This is a genomic window from Microbulbifer variabilis (assembly GCF_023716485.1).
Lineage (GTDB): Bacteria > Pseudomonadota > Gammaproteobacteria > Pseudomonadales > Cellvibrionaceae > Microbulbifer > Microbulbifer variabilis_B.
On sequence record NZ_CP092418.1, the window covers coordinates 3,052,225 to 3,073,581 of the forward strand.

Here is a 21,357-nt window from a genome sequence, read left to right on the forward strand (position 1 = left end):
TTTACCTTTTCAACACTGTGAAGTGGTCCACAAGTTCCCACATTGCATTCGATTTAAATAATGAATCTTCGAGCAGACTATGGATAAGCTATTTAGCAAGAAAGTTTTGGTATTGGCACTTACTATTGTATTGGCCTCATGCAGCGGCGGTGGAGGCTCCTCTTCGGATTCCGACCCAGCCCCATCCACAGGGGGAGATGGTAGTGGCCAGGGATCTGGAAGTGGTACGGGCGGCAGTGGATCAGGTAGCACTACACCACTTCCAGACAATGAACCCGGTACAGTGACTGTTGGCGATATTGAAACTGCAGACTTGGGATTTGCCCGAATCACTTCTCGGGATATCACCTTACCGAATGGCCAACCCAATGCCCAAGAGGTTCACGGGCTCCCACACTATATTGCCAGAACAGACAGCACCCAGGACGACACCCTAAAGTCGGTCCCCATGCGAAGTTACACAGCTGCTTGCGCAACTGACACCGACAAACCTCGAATGTTTGTTTCTAAGACCCTAAGCGAGGGTAGTGGAGATGATGAAGTCACTTATGGCACTGTTTATGAACTGCAATATAACCCAGAGACTTCAAGCTTCGATCAAACCGGTAACACAACGATACTAAAACAATGCTACGAGTCGCACGGTATTGCGGCCAGCTCAGATTGCTCCCGGGTTGCGGTCTTGTGCAACACGGAATACCAAGCCAACAAGCGCTATGAGGTGCAGGGTGACTTAGTAGAGCAATACGGTAGCGATTCGATGAAAATGGAAGATAACATCAGCCCTATCGATGCCCGTATTGAAAGAGACATCGGCCTGATGATTTCAACCAATCATAGTCAGTACATCGGCTACTTTACTGATCATGCCACCCTAACATTTGAGGACTTCCTCCCAGGGCTTAAGGCTAAATTCCCAGAGACCGATTTTGGTGATTCTCCATCCTTTAAGACCATTAAAGGAAAAGAGATGCAAGAGGAGATGGCTTATATCGTCGATCAGCTCTCTGAAGCCGACTATAACGCGATGGTCGAGTACATTCGTGAGAGAGGTTATAAATATAACGACCAGATCTGGCTCATGGAGTGGGACGATCAACCACTCAGTGAAAAGCCTGCGGCCTATGTTGTAAACAAGATGCACGGTGGTGGCCATGCCGGAGCCCAGGAGCTTATCTATGTGGACAATGATAGCCAAGGCCGCACCAGCTATGCCTTCTCCGTAACAGCGCGAGTATTTGATGGCAGCTATGGTGGCTCCCACTACTCTGCAGGAATGACGGTTATTGATCGAGATAACTGGTCCCTAAACATGAGTGGAAGTAATAATAGAGGTTGGTATTGGCTTTGTGGCTATGGCCACGTATTAAACATTCGCGCCTTCTATAATCCAGGTAATGAAAGGTATGGAGCAATTTGTACCAGCGATGGCGGAAAATATAATCAGTCTCGCGGGTTAAACACTATTGCGATCAAAATGGAGGATACTTCCTCTACCAGTAGATTTGAAGGAAGTTACAATTACCTTGTTCCCTCCGACAATGCATTCTTCTCCAATGGCGGTGGGCACACGGTAGTGCCGGTTGATAAAGACACAAATCTATCGCTTATCGTCTCCCCCAAGTATATTGATGACGAGGAAATGAATCGCTTCCTACAAAGTGAATACGGCATTGATACAAGTAGTGGCGGCCCCTTTGATGAGCAGTGTTCAGATAGTACGAATTGCTTCTTCTCCTATATGTCAAGCAACAGCAACCCAACCATCTCCAGGCAGGGCCTACGCGGAGGTGATGCCCTGGACGCCTCTTCTTTAACCCGTATTGGTATCGCCAAAGTCGATGGTAACGGCAGTATCGAGGGGCAAGGCTTTAAATGGCTGGTAGAAGAGCCCGACTGTCAAATCAGTGATCCTCAACTTATTGATTTGAAAAATGGTCGCTACCTGTTTGGCTACGCACAATTTCAGTGTATCTCTGATAACCTATCGTACAACCGAAGTTCAGCGAAGAATGGCGCAATGCGTATGCTGGTCCCCAAGGCCTATTATGTTATGGAGATTGACGCAGACCTCAATGTATTAGAAGGGCCAGTAAAACTAACCAAGTTTGGTTGGGGTGGCCTGGATGAACCCATTTTCCTTGGCAACGGTAAAGTAGCTTGGTCATACATCAAGAACCCCACCTATGATAATTACGGTGGCGGCAAGCAGAATATTTGGCAAGCGATGATTTACCATTCAAACAGTGTCAATTAATCTAGTTATTGAGCGATCATTATCGTGTTAAAAAATGGAGAGCCTTGCTCTCCATTTTTAATGAACAACAACCTAAGTAGTTTCAAAGTAGTTAAGGTTAATACTCCGCAACAGAAGAAAATGCTTGGTACTGACTCAAGAATATACCTCCAGATAATTTCTGCAGAAAACTACTTCTCTCCAGGCAATCCATCACAGGCCCCTTAACTTCCGATAGATGCAGTTGAATTTCTCTGTCCAATAGATTGCTATTAATAGACTCAAGTACCTCCAGGGCACTCCAATCTATTTCATTCACTGCGCTGCACATCAGAATGACATGTTTTACCTGTGAGTTATTGGCAAGGCCGGTATAGATACGGTCTTCCAATACGCCGATATTGGAGAAGATTAAGCGACCATCTACGCGGAAGGTGAGAATCTCGGGAACGGTTTTTACCTGGTGCCGGTGAATATTACGGAAGTGCTCGGTACCCTCCACCAGGCCCACTTCGGCGATATGGGGTTTGGAAGCACGATAGATAAACAATAATAAGGATGCACCAACACCACAAGCTACACCGGGTTCGACGCCCATTAGCAGGGTAACGGCAATTGTTAGGGTAACGGCAATAAAGTCTGCTTTAGCAAAGTGCCAGGTTTTACGCAGGATGGAGAAATCCACCAGGGAGAGAACCGCAACAATAATGGTGGCGGCTAGTGTGGTTTTCGGTAAGTAATATAGAAAAGGAGTTAAAAAGAGTGCAGCCAGGGCGATACCCAATGCGGTAAACAGGCTGGCAAATTGTGTCTGCGCCCCCGCTGCATCATTCACCACCGAGCGGGAGAAACCACCGCTCACCGGGAAACCGCCAGAAATGCCTGAGCTTATATTGGCCATCCCTAGGGCAACCAATTCCTGGTTGCTATCAATTCTTTGCCTGCGCTTGGCGGCCAAGGTTTTGGCCACCGATATAGATTCTACATAGCCAATAATGGCAATCATTAGTGCGGGCACAAATAAAGATTGCAGCAGCGGCAGTGAGGGGTGCGGCAGTGATAGGGGCGGTAACCCAGCAGGAATAGCGCCTACCAAGGCCACTTGATGTGCTTCAAAATTTATGGAGATGGATAAGACGATAGTTACCAGTACACCCACTACTGGGGCCGCCTTGGCAAACAGCTCGGCATTGCTGCTAGACAAGCCCATTTTCTCCAGCCATTTTGCAGCAAGGGCCCTACTCCAGTAGAGAAAAATCAGCACCCCTACTCCGGTGATCAAAGCAAGGCTATTGATACTGTTCAGGTTCTGCCATAGTGATAGCAGCAGCTCCGGTGCGGTATCACCCTGGGCGGCCACCCCCAATAAATGCCGCAACTGGCTGAGGGCTATCAGTAATGCCGAAGCCGTAATAAAACCAGAGATCACCGGGTGGGAGAGAAAGTTCGCCAGCATGCCGAGGCGTAATGTACCCAGCAGAAAAAGTATTCCCCCGGAAAGCAGTGCCAGCGCGGCGGCAGCGCTCAGATAGTCCACCTCGCCCGTGGCGGTGACCTCTCCCAGGGCGGCGGCGCTCATCAGTGAGATCACCGCGACCGGCCCCACAGACAAAGTACTACTGGAACCAAAAATACCGTAAACCACCAGCGGTACCATGCTCGCATAGAGGCCGACTTCCGCCGGCAGGCCCGCCAGCAGGGCATAGGCAAGAGATTGGGGAATCAGTAGCACTGTGACAATTGCGGCGGCGAGCAGATCGCGGTTTAAGGTGCGGCGGTTATAGGATTGAAAAGTAGTGAGGATGGGAAACCATCGGGAGAGTTGCTGCATAACCTTGGTTCACCTTCCACTCTGTTGTTTAACAACGCCGGTATCTCCCGCTTTATCACGGCACATCACGGGCATTTAACTGCGGCACACTTTCACAACTGTGCCGCAATTCTGGGTATGACCTAGCCGGCCATTGAAATGTCTTTATTAGGGCTCAATAGCAACCAGCGCGGCACTGACATCGAAGCCGGCCATCTGCGCTTGGCCGAACAAATGTTTTTTATCTGCGCCCATTAAAACTTTGGCGCCAGCCCACACCTGGCTGGAACGATTGCCGGTACGACAAAATGCATGGATTTTTTCGCCGCCCTGCAATACATCACGAAAGGCCTCACAGTGTTCCCGCGTCATTCGCCCACGGGTAAAAGGGATCGCAATAAAACGCAAGCCGGCGTCCTGGGCGGCCCGCTCCATAGCTTTGTAACTGGGGTGTACTTCACTCTCCCCCTCCGGGCAATTGCAAACCACCACCTGTACACCACTCTGTGCCAACGGTGCCATTGCCTCACAGGTAATATGTTCAGAAACACTCACCTGTTCATCTAACTTTTTAATATTCATAGTCGTCTCGAAATGACAGCAGTCCTCATTAAAATAGAACTACAGCGCTGGGATTAACTGGTTTTTTACAGCTGATTCAGCGGCACTTTTAAATAAACAGTGCCATTGGATTCCGCCGGGGGAAGTTGCCCTGCACGGATGTTGACCTGCACCGAGGGAATAATCAGCCGCGGCATAGGCAGACTGGCATCGCGCTTTTTACGGATTGCCACAAATTCGCTTTCACTAATGCCGTCGCGCAGGTGGATATTCTCGCGGCGCTGAGCACCCACCGTGGTTTCACACTGATAGTCCCGCTCGTCTTGCGGCGGGTAATCGTGACACATGAACATGCGGGTTTCGTCCGGCAGAGATAATATTTTTTTCACCGACAAATACAACTGCGCGGCATCGCCACCGGGAAAATCACAGCGGGCACTGCCCACGTCGGGCATAAACAGGGTGTCCCCCACAAATAGGGCATCGCCGATCAGCCAGGCCATATCCGCCGGCGTGTGGCCGGGACTATAAATCACCCGCGCCTCTAGTGCCCCCACCTGAAAAGTTTCACCATCTTTGAATAGGTGATCGAACTGACTGCCATCGGCAAGGAACTCCCGCTCCAAATTAAAGACCTCACGAAAAATCTTCTGTACCTGGCAAATCTGCTCACCAATGGCGATGCGCCCGCCCAATTGCTCCCGTAGGAAAGGGGCTGCAGAGAGATGGTCGGCATGGGCGTGGGTTTCCAGTATCCATTCCAGGGTGAGGTTCTTTTCGCGGATAAACGACACTATCGCCTGAGCACCCTTACTGCTGGTGCGCCCAGATGCCGCGTTAAAGTTAAGCACGGCATCCACCACCGCGGCCGAGCCGCCGTCCCTGTCATACACCACATAACTCCAGGTTTCGGTCTCCTTGTCCAGGAATGGCTGCACCTGGGTGCCTTGCTCTAACTGCGACATTTTATGCCCTCCAAATTTCACTACCAGAACAATATACATTTTGATAATATATAAAACAATATATTATTGATCTGTAAATTATTGCCAGGCCAAGTTCATGCCCGATACCACAAACCTCGACTTAGACAAGATGCGTGATTCCGCCGGCCAAGCCGCGGCCATGCTGCGCTCCCTGGCCAACCAAGACCGCTTGCTGCTGCTGTGCCAGCTCAGCCAGGAAGAACTAAATGTAGGCGAACTTGAGGAGCGTCTGGGGCTTCGCCAACCCAGTCTTTCCCAACAGTTGGGGGTCCTGCGCCGCGAGGGGCTGGTAGATACCCGTCGGGAGGGCAAACACGTCTATTACCGGGTAGCCGATCCACGGGTAATGGCCCTTTTACAAACCCTCTACCAACTCTACTGCGCGGAGTAACCCCATGACCATCGACTGGACTGCTTTCACCCCAGCCACAGCACTCGCCGGCGGCGCTCTTATCGGCCTAGCCAGCATTCTGTTACTGATGTTTAACGGCCGCATCGCCGGTATCTCTGGCGTTTTGGGCGGCCTGCTGGAGGGCAACCCCGGTATCGGCTGGCGCCTGGCTTTTGTTATCGGATTGTTGGCTGCGCCGCTGGCCTGGCAATTATTTTTTGTCCTGCCACCCATAGAAATTGAAGCCGGCTACCCCACCCTAATCGCAGCCGGTCTACTGGTGGGCTTTGGCACTCGCTTGGGCTCCGGCTGCACCAGCGGCCACGGAGTTTGTGGTCTTTCCCGCCTCTCCCAGCGCTCTCTGGTCGCCACGCTGGTATTTATGGCTGCGGGTTTTGTCACTGTTTACGTTGTACGCCACCTGCTGGCCGCTTAAGCGAGGATCGAATTATGAAAACCACTTTTCCTGCACTGCTGGCGGGTTTGATCTTTGGCCTCGGGCTACTGTTATCTGGCATGGCCAACCCGGAAAAAGTCCTCGGATTTTTGGATATTGCCGGCGCTTGGGACCCCTCCCTGGCTTTGGTGATGGCTGGTGCCATCGCCGTGAGCCTGCCCGCTTTCCAATTATTTAAAGGCCGCAGCCAATCCCTGTTGAAGCAAACCATACAGCTGCCGACAAACAATCATATTGATCGCCGTCTGCTGATTGGCGGCCTGATGTTTGGTGCCGGCTGGGGGCTGGCGGGCTTCTGCCCCGGCCCGGCTATTGTGGCGAGTGGTGCCGGGCAGGAAAAAGCTCTGATATTCACCCTGGCTATGCTGGCCGGTATGGGGATTTTCAGACTCAGTGCCCGCAAGATGGTCCCGGCGCAAGGTTAAGGCCAAAGACTGTGGGCGGCGACTGCTACGAATAACCCGCGCCGCCGCAGCGGTCTATCTTGTTGTTTCAGGGCGCTCGCACAGCGGGTGCCGATACCCAAAAGATAAAGGTATGCGTGCGCACCAGCTGATCCCCTCCTGGCTGAAAAACTACCAGCCCAAGTGGCTGATAGGGGATGCCGTGGCCGCAATCCTTGCCAGCATGATGCTGGTTCCCCAGGCCCTGGCCTATGCGGCTCTGGCCGGCCTACCCCCCTACCTGGGCCTCTACGCAGGCCTGTTACCCCTGGTGGGCTATGCCCTGTTTGGCTCCAGCTCGGTACTCTCTGTAGGGCCCGTGGCAATACTGGCCCTGATGACCGCATCCGCCCTCACCCCCATCGCCACACCCGGCAGTGCCGAATATATCAACGGAGCCATACTGCTGGCCCTGCTCAGCGGGATCATGCTGCTACTGATGGGCTTTCTCGGCCTCGGCAGCCTCTCCAACCTGCTGAGCCTGCCTGTAGTCAACGGCTTCGTCTCCGGCGCCGCGGTGCTGATCATTGCAGGGCAAATAGCTCCCCTGCTCGGCACCAAGAGTGAGGGCCACACGGCCCTGGAGATACTATTGAGCACCATAGACAACAGCCCCATGAGCGACCCGGATGCAGCATTAATGGGGCTGATCGCTCTGTTCAGCCTGGTTATCGCCCGCCTCGGGCTCCCCCTGTTACTGCGTACACTGGGCGTTGAGCGCACACGGGCAAAGCTTCTATCGCGCCTGGCGCCCATGCTGGTTGTACTGCTCTCCATCGCCCTTACCGCCATCTTTCACTGGGAGCAGGATTTACCCGTGGTGGGCGAAATTCCCGCGGGGCTACCGGACTTCACGCTGCCGGTTTTTAACCCCACCATGATTTATCAGCTGCTGCTGCCGGCCCTGATTATCGCCTTGATCGGCTTTGTCGAAAGCCTCTCGGTAGCCCATACCATCGCCCTGCGGCGGGGGGAGAAGCTCGACGCCAATGCAGAATTACGCGGCCTCGGCACCGCCAATCTCCTCAGCGCTTTTTCCGGTGGGTTTGCGGTAACTGGCAGCTTTGCCCGCACCGCGGTGAACGACGAGGCTGGGGCGAGATCACCACTGAGTGGCGTTATCGCCGCAATATTTATTGCCCTGGTACTGCTTTACGCCACCAAGGTATTCACCGAACTGCCGGTGTGCGTTTTGGCTGCAACGATTATTGTCGCGGCAGCCAATCTGATCGATTTGCGTGCGCTGGCGCACCACTGGCACTACGACCGCACCGATGGTCTGGCCATGGGTGGCACCCTGTTGGGCGTTATATTGTTTGGTGTTGAGGCCGGTATCGGCCTGGGTGTGGGGCTCTCTTTCGCCACCCTAATCTGGCGCGCTAGCCGCCCCCATATCGCCGTGGTGGGGCGCGTTCCCGGCACCGAGCACTTTCGCAATGTGCTGCGTTACACGGTAAAAACCCAACCAGATACCCTCTTCCTGCGCATCGATGAAAACTTGTTTTTCAGCAATATCAGCGCGATTGAAGACCGCCTGTTTGCGGAAGTACAGCGGCAGAAAAGCCTGCACGACCTGGTATTGATCCTTTCTTCGGTCAACCGTATCGACAGCACCGCCATTGAGCGCTTGCAACAAGTCAACCAAGATTTGCTCGAGCGCAATATCCGTCTGCACCTGGCAGAGGTAAAGGGCCCTGTTCTGGACCGGTTGGGGCGCTCCAAGCTGCTACAGGAATTAACCGGCCGGGTTTTTCTCTCCGCCTATATTGCCGAGCTGGCCCTGCGCCATCACAATATCCATGACGACGGCCAAGCCAGCACGCCACCCTCCCCCGCCGACCCCAGCTAACCCACAATTTGGTAAACTTGTCTGCCACCACCAATCACTGGCAAAATATCCAGTATTTGGGCGAAGGACACCATGGCTGGCGATACACTGACACAGGAACAGCAGGCCATTGCGGATCACTCCGGTGGCCATGCCAAAATTATTGCCGTGGCCGGCTCCGGCAAAACCACCGCCCTGCTGCACTATGTAAAAAATCGCCTGGATGCCGGCACTCCTGCCGCCCAGCTGCTGGTATTGATGTACAACCGCAGCGCGCGGGAAGATTTCGAACGCCGTATGGGCCAGCTGGCCAGCAACCATACCCCGGCAGTGCACACCTTTCACAGCATCGGCTACCGCCTCTACCAGCGCATGATTGCCAGCGGCCATATCGCCGCAGCGAATCTCAGCCCCCTGTCACAATCCAGCGTACAGCTACAAATCTGGAAGGCCATCGAGGAGTGTGCTCCCACCCACGAGCTGGAAGAAATTCGCGAACGCAAGCAGTCGGAAATCGAGGCCGCAGAATTTTTTATCGACTACAGTAAAACCCTTCTCTGCAGCGAATACAGCGCGCTCAAGGAACTAAAACTCGGCGACGAATACGGTTATTTTTTACAAGTATTTCGCACCTTTGAAGATTGGCGCCGCAGCCAGGCGGCCGTGACCTACGCCGACTTAATTTACGACCCGGTAAAATTACTCCATGAAAAGCCGGAGCTGGCACAACAATACGGTGGAAATTTTGAAGATATCCTGGTGGACGAGTATCAGGACATCAATGAGATACAGCACTTTCTGTTGCGAGTGCTGCACGGCGGCAATGGCAATGTGATCGCCATTGGCGACCCCGACCAGACCATTTATGAGTGGCGCGGCTCTAAGCCGGAATTCCTGCTCAAACTCTTCGACCAGGATTTTCCACCGTCTCACATTTACCACTTGAGCCGTACTTTTCGCTACGGACACCAGCTGTCCCTGGCCGCCAACCACTTTATTGAGAACAACCGCGATCGTGCCGAGATTTTTTGTGTTTCCGCCGATGGCGAGCAGCAAACTCCAATTGAACAGATAAACACCGACAAGGAAGGTCACTGGCTGGTAGAACACCTGCGCCGCTGCCAAAAGCAGGGCCAATCTTTAGCGGGTATCGCTGTACTGGTCCGCCTCTGGTCCATTGCCGCACCACTGGAACTGGCACTGCTGGCCAACAGCATCCCCTACCACTCCGCCAGCCGCAACACGGTGCTGTCGCGCCGTGAACTGCGGCCATTGTTCTGGAGCCTGAATATCGCCTCGGGCCGCTTTAGCGAACTCCCGCCCAAGCGGCGCCAGCAAGGATTGTACGAATGGCTCACCGCGCCGCATGTCCGTATACCACGCAAAGTACTTGAACCCCTCTGTGCCACCCTCGCCACACAAGAGAAAGGCTGGGGCAAACAGCTGCTTGCGCAACTGCCAGAGACCCTGAGCAAACCGCAGGCCAAGCGCCTGCGCCAAAGAGCAGAGCTTTTGATACAAATAGAGAGCTGGCGTGGCCACGCCGGCGAGCTACTGCGCCGGCATATTGGCGAGCTGGAACTTCTCAGCGGTATTGCCGAAGACGCCTTCACCCGCCAGCAGGGTGAGGAGAGGCAGCAAACTATTCTGGCCTTCTGCCAATATCTGGATACCCTCAAGCAACCTCCAGCAGAAGCCTTGGCGCACCTGCAAGAACTACAACGGCAACACCGCGAAGGCGAGCAGACTGCCGCGGAGGCTATCCAAATTACCACCATGCACCAGGCCAAAGGGCTGGAGTGGGACCAGGTTATTATTCCCACCCTCACCCAGCACAATATGCCCTACCAGTCCCAGCGGGATTTCAGCACCCCTGCCTCCCTGGAAAGTGAGCGCCGCCTAATGTACGTGGCCATGACGCGGGCAAAGTCCAAACTATTTCTGCTGGCCCCCACCGAGGAGGCCAAACGCAAAGATCCCGAGGCCGCACAGCCCTCGCTGTTTATCGACGAAATGCAATTGCCCCTCAGCCAGCTGATGGCGCAATGCCTGCACGAGCGCCCCGAACATATCCATACCGATATCCCGGTCTCCCGCCAAGCCCTGCGCTACCTAGAGGCCTGCGACTACAACCCAACCCTCAGCGCACCCGCCGCCCCCATACGCAAGCCCACCCAAGGCGAAGCCCTGCGCCACAACAAGCTCGGCCAAGGGCGGGTTTTAAAATGGGAGGATCAGCGTGTGGAGGTACAGTTCAGCGATGGCAAAACACGGCGCTTCGACTGGGACACCCTGGCCAGCTATTTGGTGTAGCGCTTGGCAAGATCAGTATGTATGGGGTAAGACAATGATTTGTAACGATTTTTTTAAGAAAACAGTTGACTTGGGTAAAGCGTCTCTATAATATCCGCACCCGTAACGCGCTCGTAGCTCAGCTGGATAGAGTACCTGGCTACGAACCAGGCGGTCGGAGGTTCGAATCCTCCCGAGCGCGCCACACAAAGCAAAGGCTTACGTCTCAGGGCGTAAGCCTTTTTTTGTTGTGGTGCAAATTAAGTTGGGTAATCGCTCATAACCTGTATATTTTGACAGTTCCGTATGTAAGCTAACAATAATGTTTCATACTTTTTATATTGAGAGCTTTCTGGCAAGGACCGATACCGTGCCAACTCCCATGGATCACAGGAGATCCTTGCCAGTTTAATCCATTCTCAACTGCATACTGGGCTGTACTAATAAATTGTGACTACTCCTTTGCCCATTAACAAAATGCAGGCTTGATAACCTTGAAGTGTATCTGAGCGCCCTCATGCACCATCATTTGTGGGCCTATGCAAGTCATGCAGGATCAGGACATCATTCAAACCTACGGAAAACGACTCCGAGAACTGAGTAAACTGTGGGATTAGCCTCAGAAGAAGCAGGCCAGCAAGCGAGATACCAACTACCCCCACCTCAACAAGTACGTGAGCGGAATGAATGAACCGACGCAGGAGGTACTGATCCAGCTGGCGGATATTTGTGTAGGTTTCCCAAGTATTTATTTAACTTTAAAATTGATTTTCAAGGGAAACTCCATAGAACAGGGCATTCCAGAGCATATCGCTGGTTTAAATTTTGTTTCTCTAAATACAGCAATGGCTAAGTCAGACATGTACTTATTTGGAGACTCATAAATTGAGATTTTCTCAAGATCACCATCCTCATTGATAAGTGCGACAACATCTAGCACTCCCCGCTTCATCGATATTTCATGCCCCTTGTATAGAGGCCAATGTAGTGCCTTGAGCCCCTCTTTAGGGAATGGAGGTTCATCTCCCTCTTGAAAATTCTCATACTCCGAAGTAAATATCCGCTTTTCTTTTTCAGATAATTCACTATAGGGCCTATCAAAAGGAATTCTTCCAGATACTGCTACACGCTTGATATGGCTACCTGTCGGAGGATCAACTTTAATGACGTTTTCTTTTGAGAAAGCTAACATTGAAAAAAATAGCGGTATAGCAAAAAAGATAATTCTCATCATAAAAATCACTAAAAATAAGATTTCTTAAAGTTTAATTCTAAAATTGAGATAATTAAATATCAATACTCGCACAAAGATATTCAGCACCAAAAATTAGAAAAAAACACCTCCAAAACAATTAAAAAATTGACATCATAATTTCTGACTTACTCTTCATTACTTACACCAGCCAACCTGCTGGCAGACCCGACGCATTCTCTCAGGGTCAACACGGACGAGCTACTCGGCGTAAAGCCGGTGAAGAAAATCAAGCAGCCGGACACCGCCACCAAGCGGCAGGTGATTCAGATGATCGATGCGATTATCGCCCAGCGCCAGGTGGAACATGCTATGCGGCCATTGGAGCGCTAACTACTGATTGTTAGCGCTCTACTTTTCTTATTTGGTAGCACTCAAACTAATGTCCGTATTTCTGATTATTAAGTACCAATCACGACTATGGGATAGCGGGAGAAAAGCGAACGGCTAAAACAAAAAAGCTCAGAGAGTGCTGAGCCTTTTCAAGGTAAACTAATTATGAGCATCCTTTAATTTCACTATGCATTCACTCATCAGACGCTATTTCCATAAGTAATTCTAAACACTTTTCGTCCTCCACATATCCGAACTCAATAGTTTCTGACTTTTTTCTTAAAAGAATACTTAAGAGATAAGATTGAGAACCACTGTCTGGCTTTAGAAATAAATCGACCTCATCCAAAGAAAAACTTCCCTTAAAATTACTTTTTAATATTTTAATTGAGCCTACTTCAGAATCTATACTAATTATTCTAGATTTATTTTTTTTCTCGTTTGCAAAAGAGAAAACCATTTTTCCATCTAAAACTTCACACTTTTGTGAAAAGTATTTCGTCAAAGTATCACCTATATTATCACAAGCTACAAGATGCATCGCTGTAAATAGTGTAGTTAATTTCAATATACGCGAAATCACAATTCACCTCCAAACCTCTGATAAAGAGCTCTAGGACTATTTATACCAGCACCAGTATTCTGACCAGCAATGTTTGCTATATGAGTTGCAAAACTTCCGCAATGCCTACCTGTAAGGCTGTATGTTTGAGGTCTATTTTGAATCCTTGAGATCTCATTCATCGCCCGACCATACTGAGCTTCTGTAATTTCAAAGGTCTTAGAAGCATTTAACCCATATTCCTTATTTAAATACTCACTATCGTCAAAGACCACACCATCAACGCCAGTTATAAATTCTTTGTTCTGAGTACCACCATTAGGCCAATATCCATACGTACTAATTTCCCCGTCTGGATTTTCTAGACTTACAAAAGCATGACCTATTTGGTCTTCTGAATCACTTAAATGAGCACCAACGGTTAGTTTCCATGCCCCCTTTTGTGCATCACAAGACATACCTTCTCTTTTATAGTCTTCACAGCTGGCTGTTTTGACTACCTCTTCAGGATCTTCCTCATCTTTTGAATCCGAATCATCACTATCATTGCTCTGAGCAGAGGAAGATACGGATTTACCACCCTCACTCCTGCCTAGTGGTGCTCCACCACCTGTGAATACGGGCCCACTTAATGCACCCGCAAGCCCCATATCTCCTCCGTTATACTTGTATCCCCAACCTTGTACATGTTCAATCTCGAAACCAGAAGGGTCAACAAAACTCAACGGATTGTTAAGTACATAGGAATACCTGTTCCAATTCTGAGAAGTCGATGGAAATTGCACAATGGGATCAGGGCTCAAAAACCTGCCCAGGGTGGGATCATAGATCCGGCCATTCATATGAACAAGGCCGGTTCTATCCAGGTGTTCATGTCCGGTAAAACCCCTCTTGGTGCTGAGCCCCTGCGCTGCTATTAGTTCTACAATATCAGCCTTGCTTAACCCTCCGCTCCAATCACTCTTCTTGCGGGCACCGAAGGGATCAAAGGCCGTATCCAGGATAACAGCCCCAGATTCATCGGTTACCTTCTCAATAGAGCCCAGGTAGTCACGGTGCAAAAATTCGAAGACCTGAACCTTGATGCCAAGATGATCGGTAGCTGAGACCTGTAGGATATCTCCACCAATTTGCACCTTCTCGATCTGCTGATAATCGGGATCATTGGCCGGAAGGAGATCTTCATAGTCACCCACAATAAACGCTTTTTCGGTCATCAGCTTCTGTTGGGATTCATCCCACCAGCTGGACTCTCGGTAATAGCGCTGCCCACTGGGGCCGTATTGGAAGCGATCTCTTGCTGTGGGAGTTGCAGTATCTTGTGCGCTCCCCAAAGTAATCTCTTCCGCCAATTGACGCGCGTTCCAGGTAATCCACCGATCGTTACCCACAGCAGCATCATAGCGAGTTAGAGAGCCATTCTGGTCATAGCCTAAGTTATTGACCACACCATTGATATTAACTTGGGTTACAGCATTGGGACCGGCATTGTTAACCTGCTCATATTGGTAACCAGTCACCTGATTACTCACATTTCCCGTTGCTGATTTGCTAAGAATATTGCCCAGGGAGTCATAGAGTGTACTTAGGCTACGAAGATGGCTGCCATTCAGTAATGTCTCGCTGCCTTCCAATCGATTGAGTGCATCATAGGAAAAGCGCTCTTCCTTTTTATTGGCTCCGCTTATCGATAAGCGACTTTCCAGTGTACCGTTAGAACGCCACTTGTAAATATTATTTTGGATAGAGCCAGCAGCAGTGTTAATGGAAGTAATACGTCCAGTATTCGGATCGTAATTTGTTTTCGTTGTTAGTGAATTACCAAAGGTAAACTCTAGTATTTTCCCTGAAGCATCCCGATCTTTAAAGGTTTTTAGGGTACTTATCCCATCAGTAATTTCTGACAAGAAACCTTGGTTGTTGTAATGATAGCGAGCCTCAGCACCAGAAGGATAAACGAGTTTATCCAGGCGACCTGAATTATCATAACCATAAGTATGCTGATAATTGCGCTGCAAATCACCAGCTTGTAACGAGGTTTTTAAATCCTGCAATTGACCCGCAGAATTATAGATATAGTCTTCAGAAAATAGAGTCAATCCATTCTGACTATAACTTCGATTTGCAATGCTACCTATTGCATTTGCTGCATCATAAGTCCAACTGGCTACGCCTAAAGCATCGACCTGCTCACGCATACGCCCAAGCTTGTCATAGAGATAACTTAAGCTATCGCCCTTGTTATTTATCTGCTCTCTTATCTGGCCTAACCCATTGTAGTGAGTGACCACAGTACCGAAAGCAGGATCAATGGTTTTTGTACTGTTGCCAGCATTGTCATAAAAGAAACTGGCTTTAGTTGATAAGTCATTGTTAACAAGCACTGATTTCAATAGACCACTGCCATAGTAGTCATATTCTGTAGTCACTTGTTTATTAGTTCCCACAGCTTCAACTACTTTCACCTGGCTACCAGAAATATTGTAATAGTGATGCCTAGCCTGAGTTTCAACCAAGTTGCCATTACTATCCAAGATATCTTCTTCTGCTTCGACCCTGATTAATTTCTGAGCCGTATCTGGATAGTACTTAGTGCGGACTTCACTACCATCTGGACTTGTGATTTTCTCAATACGGTCCTTTATATCGAAATGATAGATAGTCAGTGGTTTATTTTCCCCTAGATAGAAGGGATCCGTTTCTAGATATAAGCGGCCTTGCAAATCATAATTAAATTCACGCCGAGCAATACGTGTTCCATCAAATGCCTTTTGATCCTGCTGCACTATTCTCCCCAGCAAGTCATAGTAGAGTTCAACTTTGGGAGAAATTGAAGAATCTTTGATTATTTTATAAGCTGCAAGAATATTACCAGCTACTGGACAAGTGCCAGCAAAGCATTCGGAATATGTCGTATTAAACACCACTCCATCGGTATTGGTCTTCTCGATTTCGCGCCCAAAGGCATCATATTGCACACTAGTAGTACGGATATTGCTATCAGTGATCTCAGATACCAAGCCAAAGCGGTGATCGTAAGTTAGTGAGACCTTCTGGTCGAGAGCATTGGTTAATGTCCCAGGGTAGCGGTTATCTACAAAATCAGTTGCAGACGTTGTTCTTGTTTCTACATGGGCTCCGCTAGTACTTTCACTGACCAAATTACCCGAGGTGTCATAATCAAAATCAGTGCTTAATTTTAGATCTGCATCATCGGGAAAGCTAACCCTAGTTGCGACCTTGTTCGTTGACAAATAAGGAAGAGAGACCACGGTATGAGTACGATCGGGAGCACCACTGGGGCCACCATCATACTCCCTAAGCTCCAGGCCGGATGCAAAGCCCACTAACCACTGACCATTTCCAACTCGGTTTTCAAAACTAGTGAAAATCTCGCGACTTCTCTCAATGCCACTCAAGGAAAAGTCAGAAATTTCGCCCCAGGTAACCGGTTTAGTTGGTAAGGTCGGGAGTTTATCGGTTTGCCCAAAGGAAGGGGTAATAATACCGCCCAAGCCATCTTGATCAGCGGCCCCAGATAGGGATTTCGCTGTTTTCTCTACTGAAGTTTGATTCTCAAGCAGCTCTCCGAGTGTACCAAAGCTTCTCTTTCCAAAGCTGTTTTGTAGTGAACGATAACCAAGAACCTGGTTCTTTTCGATCAGGGTTTCAACACTTTTCTCTAAGAAGGGGTAGTAACTCTTATCTAAGCCAGTGGATAGCTCCATCACGCTATAACGATGACGCTCATCCGCCAATTTCTGCGCATGAGAACCATAACTTCCCTGGAACTGCAGCTTTCTCGCCACCTTACCAAAATGCGGGAAATCTTGACGGAATTGGCGGTAAGTAACGATATCCGACGCTAAATCATGGATTTTTTGTGCGTAGAAGCCCAGGAATCCCCAGCCCTTGGTACTGACAACGCCAACACCTTGATAGGAATACTTGGTTTTATGCCAACCATTTTCCAAATCATCTGCCAAACCATTTGCCAGTCCATTGGATCTGTGCACTTCTCCGACTACTGTCCGATAGTCACCATTATCGGCCTCAAGATTTTTCGCATTTTCGGGAAGAACACCATCCCCAAAGGGCCTTTCCAAGAAAGTAGCGTTACCAGAGGCAGAGGCTTGGCCAGTTACCTCACGTACCGTAGTGTGATAGAACCTAGTAGCTTTGCCTAAACCATCGATAATTTGCCAGATACCGGTATCGAGATCCAGGTCACTAGAGCTATTAACCTCTTCCCAATTGAATATAAGGGGGTTAAGGCATTGATAGCCAGTACCATGCTTATCATAACCGCAGAGTTGAACTTGCTGCAGACGGCGGTAATGCTGGGAATACTTGCTAGCAGGTTCTGGCTCAGTAATTAAGCGGTACTCTCTTAATAATTTATTGTCTAGGTAAACATTAATATGGTGGAGTAGAACCAACTGCTCTTGCTCAATTTCTCCCGAGGCCAGTGGTTGCGGGGGGGCATCGCTGCGGGTGCCATAGGCAAACTCTATACGTGCATCGTTTCCATTACCGTAGGTGATTTCTAGTGGATAATTAATACCTTCAACGGTATCAAGATGGTATTGATACGTTATGCTATTCCCAAAGGCATCAGTAACCTTGTTGATGCTCCAAGCAAAGCTCGGGTTCTTCCCTGCGCGGATTCGACTGTTATTTGTGTTACCAAACTCATGAACTTCACCATTAGGTTTATGTACCAGGAACCAAGGCTGACCACCTGTCTCTTTTAGTTCAATAAGGCTAAAGTCATCTCTAAGCTTTCGGTACTTCGAACCAGAGGCCCAATATTCTCCGGAAACAAGGACCAATGGCTGACCGTTCAAACACAGCGAATCCGTATCATCCAACTTAATGCGGTCTGTGTTGGGACGATTCTTCACACAGCGGCGGATCTCCTACAGACCACTCAACCTCCATCCATAGCCCAGAATATCTTCTGGCAACATCTCATTATTTCTTTCCCGGTATCGAGCACCTGAATACTGAAGGCCCAAGCTAGGGACCAAGTTATTAACCCCCGGCGCTACTTCGACAGGAATCGATATAACCGCGTCCCCTTCATAATTAACGTTTGCACTATAATTTGCAGTTCCTGGTGTATCTGCAATTGCAAGACTGACCGCCGGCTCGATCCCCTCGAGATTGTGTACATCAATCCAATCACTTGTAGTCCATCCAGAGCACTCAGGGCCATTACAGGCACGGACTCTGTAGCGATATTTATCTTCTATGTCTCCGCGAGCTGAATAAGTCCGCTCCTCTAGATTACCTGAGACCACTTTCCAGCAACTATTTCCACAGTTTGTGTCTGGGTCATTGCGACGCTCACGCTGTAACTCAAAAGAGGTCCATGTAAGGCTTGGTTCACTCCAACTGAGATCGTAATCACCAAACTCACTGTCACTAGGGAAAGAAGTAAATTTCGGTGCGTCTGGTGCGGGCAACGGCACATTGACCATCACAACTTTACGGCTATCACTGGGAGTCCAACCACTACAACCATGGTCATTACAGGCCCGAGCCATAAAACGATATTCGCCACTGGGATCACTGGAGTTGAGTGTAACCTCCATAGAGGTTGCTGTACCCAAGTTGGAACTACCGCACTTAGCTTAGGTGTAACTCCCTCCATTGATACTGCACCGAAGCTCATAACGTGTTACCGCATCGAATGAGCCGGTAACTTCAGACCATACTACCTTAAAACTACTACTCTGGGTCCCGTGGTCAGGTTGCGTAAAGTTCCGCACAGTATCAGGCTGTCGACTCACAGTCACTGAAGAGGAATTTCTCCAGCCACTGTAAGTGACATAGGAACCGCCCTTTGCATAGGCCCTAACACGGTACTTATAAGTTCCATTAGTTAGCGGAGTACTTCCAGACGCCGGAACAGGCGTCGGCCCAGTGGCTGTGCTTGCACTAGAGTAAACTTGTGTCCAACCTGAGCAGGAATCTTTACATTGTTGTATCTGATAGCCCGTAACAGCATAACCCGAACCAGGTGCTGACCAATCGACGCTTATGCGCCCCTCACGGTCGACAGTGCCACTTGTTATATCCTTAAGGACAATGCTAGCCGGCGTATTCGGTGTACGGGCAACATTGACCCGGCGTTCGTTAGAAAAAGCCCCACAGCCGGTACTATTACAGGCTCGGACTTTGAAATCCCATGCTCCTGTAGATAAACCTGAAATCTTGGTGGAACTTGCCCCAATACCGTTGAGGGGAGACCAAGCCCCGTTGTTAATCTGCCTATAGACCTCATAGCGAGAGACAATACCTGAAGGTACTGGCCAGGATAAGGTAAAAGAACCGTTCGAACTATTTGTGGGGGCTGTTAGATTGCCTAGCTTAGGGGGCGCTTGTAATTTTACCGTTACTGTAACACTGCCCAATGCTGTACCACTACCCGGAACCCATTCACCTATTATTGGATTCCAAATATCCCCTGAAAAAGCGACAACTTGATACCTATAGTCCCCATTTTCAGTGTGGGTAAAAGATCTAGAAGTACCATTTACATTATAGGTGCCAATAGACTTTGACCCTTTATGGACGCTTACTCCATAGTACTCGGCAGATGAATTTGTACTCCAACGAATCGTATGCTTTCCATTTGAATTCGTGGTGCTTGCCCAAACCCCAGCAGTAGCAAATTCAGCAAAAAGTATTAAAAACAAACAACTAAAGAAAGAAATCCGTTTCATCATAGCCAGACTACACGTAGAAAAAAGCTTCACACCAAAAGGGACCATCGGAGCCAATGAAGGCAAAAATAAAACAGTACATCCCTGTAAATTAGGCGCACCTTTTATCACAAGAAGAAAAGTACAATCAACAACATTCTAAATATTCTTTCGCATGGTAAAGGTGGGAAATTAATTTTTAAAATCTAACCACAACAATCTGGTCGTTAAAAACACAACAACCTTTACATAGGTACCAACTAATAATTATTTTCTGAGGTCTTAGAAGGTTATAAATTCATCCACTTCAAAATCGGACACCTAAAGCCAAATACAATCTCGGTAATATCTGGCTTCTGCCTAGCAAGAATTTATGAAAAGGTGGAATTAAGCATTTTTATAAGACTGCACACTTAAATTAACAGGGTGGTAAGCAGCCTTCCCCAATTAACTCTAAAGAGATATCTATAACCTTCAAACTGCCCAAGTAGACTTTAATCTATGAGCTAGATGTCATTTAAATTACAAGACAATAGACATGTTAAATAGTCATAATTTTAATAAAAATTAGGAACTAATGCTCTGTTACATACCGATTACTTTCTGAGCCGCTCTTTCTATCCATGACCCCAACGCACTTTGTTCACTCTTTATTTTATTGTCCGGATGACCCAAGTATTCTCGTACAGAAGTGTTTTCAGCAATATAACTTCGCTTCCAGCTCATCGCATTTAGACCTTCACCCTTATACGATGTCATCAATTCATCCAGGATATTCAAATAAGTTGATTTTGTATCTCCGGCCTGAAAAAACAAAGTTGAAAGACTTTCAGATTCTTCTGTACCATCTTTTTTGGTTTTATTCGTTAGCTCAATTTCCAGTACTTGAATAGAAGTTTTTAGATCTCTTACAATCACTGCATGACAGTAACGATGAGGGAGATTATTGACTAACTAAATGAGTTAGCGCAGTCCGACGATGCACCCTGCCTCTGCTAGGGACATCCCGCACGGTTCAAAAGGGTTTGTAATCTTTACCAAAGCCTTGGCCACGCGGTTAGCAAGCTTGACCAGCTTACTGGGGCGATACCCTTTCCCACAGGCATGCGGATATTGCGCCACAGGGTATTGCGGATCTTGCGGCCTTAGCCCTGCCAATCCACTTACATCCCGTGCAGGTCCATAAACACCTCATCAATGCTGTAGACTTCCACATTCGGGCCGAACTCGCGCAGGGTGGTCTTCACCCGCTGGAAGGTACCGCCATACAGTGGATAATTGCTGGAGAAAATCACCACCCGGTGGGCATGCAGGTCCGGCCGGAATATCTGCACACTGCTGGCATAGCAGCTATCCTACAGGCCCCAAGCCCGGAGCCTTCAGCGACCGCTTCAAGGTGTACAGATTTCTGGTTTACATTCTCGCAGGTTAAGGGGTACAAATGAGGCGAATCAATTTATACCCAATAACGGTGCGCCCCATAACAACCAACAGGG

16 protein-coding genes and 1 tRNA gene are annotated in these 21,357 nt (G+C 49.0%); 7 read left to right on the top strand and 10 right to left on the bottom strand.

Translation table 11 applies throughout. The annotated features are described in order from the left end of the window. Positions 1 to 79: 79 nt before the first annotated feature. Positions 80 to 2,257 (top strand): hypothetical protein, encoded by a 2,178-nt coding sequence (locus tag MJO52_RS13605; RefSeq protein ID WP_252082213.1) that lies wholly within the window; start codon positions 80 to 82, stop codon positions 2,255 to 2,257. 97 nt (positions 2,258 to 2,354) lie between these two features. Here the strand turns inward: MJO52_RS13605 and MJO52_RS13610 are convergent, their stop codons facing one another. The 3 genes from MJO52_RS13610 to MJO52_RS13620 form a co-directional block, all read right to left on the bottom strand. After that, on the bottom strand, positions 2,355 to 4,067 hold the full coding sequence (locus tag MJO52_RS13610; RefSeq protein WP_252082215.1) for a SulP family inorganic anion transporter: 1,713 nt from the start codon (positions 4,065 to 4,067) through the stop codon (positions 2,355 to 2,357). Between the two features lie 147 nt (positions 4,068 to 4,214). Then, positions 4,215 to 4,628 carry a TIGR01244 family sulfur transferase gene (locus tag MJO52_RS13615; protein WP_252082217.1) on the bottom strand — a complete coding sequence of 138 codons (414 nt, stop codon included), beginning with the start codon at positions 4,626 to 4,628 and terminating at the stop codon, positions 4,215 to 4,217. 65 nt (positions 4,629 to 4,693) lie between these two features. Next, complete coding sequence (locus MJO52_RS13620; protein ID WP_252082219.1) at positions 4,694 to 5,572, bottom strand: MBL fold metallo-hydrolase; 879 nt, start codon at positions 5,570 to 5,572, stop codon at positions 4,694 to 4,696. Between the two features lie 97 nt (positions 5,573 to 5,669). Between MJO52_RS13620 and MJO52_RS13625 the strand changes: the two genes are divergently transcribed. The 6 genes from MJO52_RS13625 to MJO52_RS13650 all read left to right on the top strand — a co-directional run bounded on the left by MJO52_RS13625 (position 5,670) and on the right by MJO52_RS13650 (position 11,209). Beyond that, positions 5,670 to 5,984 carry an ArsR/SmtB family transcription factor gene (locus tag MJO52_RS13625; protein ID WP_252082221.1) on the top strand — a complete coding sequence of 105 codons (315 nt, stop codon included), beginning with the start codon at positions 5,670 to 5,672 and terminating at the stop codon, positions 5,982 to 5,984. A 4-nt stretch (positions 5,985 to 5,988) separates the two neighbouring features. After that, positions 5,989 to 6,420, top strand: a complete 432-nt coding sequence (locus tag MJO52_RS13630; RefSeq protein ID WP_252082222.1) for a YeeE/YedE family protein — start codon at positions 5,989 to 5,991, stop codon at positions 6,418 to 6,420. Positions 6,421 to 6,434: 14 nt separating this feature from the next. Next, positions 6,435 to 6,866 carry a YeeE/YedE family protein gene (locus MJO52_RS13635; protein ID WP_252082223.1) on the top strand — a complete coding sequence of 144 codons (432 nt, stop codon included), beginning with the start codon at positions 6,435 to 6,437 and terminating at the stop codon, positions 6,864 to 6,866. A gap of 112 nt (positions 6,867 to 6,978) precedes the next feature. Continuing rightward, positions 6,979 to 8,733, top strand: coding sequence for a SulP family inorganic anion transporter (locus MJO52_RS13640; RefSeq protein ID WP_252082224.1), 1,755 nt, complete (start codon positions 6,979 to 6,981; stop codon positions 8,731 to 8,733). A 72-nt stretch (positions 8,734 to 8,805) separates the two neighbouring features. Further along, the gene (locus MJO52_RS13645; RefSeq protein ID WP_252082229.1) at positions 8,806 to 11,025 is read left to right on the top strand and encodes an ATP-dependent helicase; all 2,220 of its coding nucleotides are present in this window, start codon (positions 8,806 to 8,808) and stop codon (positions 11,023 to 11,025) included. Between the two features lie 107 nt (positions 11,026 to 11,132). Next, positions 11,133 to 11,209, top strand: a tRNA-Arg gene (locus MJO52_RS13650). A 543-nt stretch (positions 11,210 to 11,752) separates the two neighbouring features. Here MJO52_RS13650 and MJO52_RS13655 read toward each other — a convergent pair. The 7 genes from MJO52_RS13655 to MJO52_RS13685 form a co-directional block, all read right to left on the bottom strand. After that, entirely contained in the window at positions 11,753 to 12,238 is a 486-nt protein-coding gene (locus tag MJO52_RS13655; protein ID WP_252082230.1) for an energy transducer TonB, read from the bottom strand. A gap of 544 nt (positions 12,239 to 12,782) precedes the next feature. Next, positions 12,783 to 13,172, bottom strand: coding sequence for a hypothetical protein (locus MJO52_RS13660; RefSeq protein WP_252082231.1), 390 nt, complete (start codon positions 13,170 to 13,172; stop codon positions 12,783 to 12,785). Further along, positions 13,169 to 18,055, bottom strand: coding sequence for an RHS repeat-associated core domain-containing protein (locus tag MJO52_RS13665; protein ID WP_252082233.1), 4,887 nt, complete (start codon positions 18,053 to 18,055; stop codon positions 13,169 to 13,171). Before MJO52_RS13665 ends, MJO52_RS13660 begins: the two co-directional genes overlap by 4 nt. Positions 18,056 to 18,070: 15 nt before the next feature. Further along, entirely contained in the window at positions 18,071 to 18,748 is a 678-nt protein-coding gene (locus tag MJO52_RS13670; RefSeq protein WP_252082234.1) for a hypothetical protein, read from the bottom strand. A gap of 39 nt (positions 18,749 to 18,787) precedes the next feature. Next, positions 18,788 to 19,885 (bottom strand): fibronectin type III domain-containing protein, encoded by a 1,098-nt coding sequence (locus tag MJO52_RS13675; protein ID WP_252082236.1) that lies wholly within the window; start codon positions 19,883 to 19,885, stop codon positions 18,788 to 18,790. A gap of 561 nt (positions 19,886 to 20,446) precedes the next feature. After that, positions 20,447 to 20,779 (bottom strand): hypothetical protein, encoded by a 333-nt coding sequence (locus MJO52_RS13680; RefSeq protein ID WP_252082237.1) that lies wholly within the window; start codon positions 20,777 to 20,779, stop codon positions 20,447 to 20,449. 245 nt (positions 20,780 to 21,024) lie between these two features. Next, a complete protein-coding gene (locus MJO52_RS13685; RefSeq protein ID WP_252082238.1) occupies positions 21,025 to 21,195 on the bottom strand; it encodes a hypothetical protein in 171 nt (56 codons plus the stop codon). Positions 21,196 to 21,357: the final 162 nt, after the last annotated feature.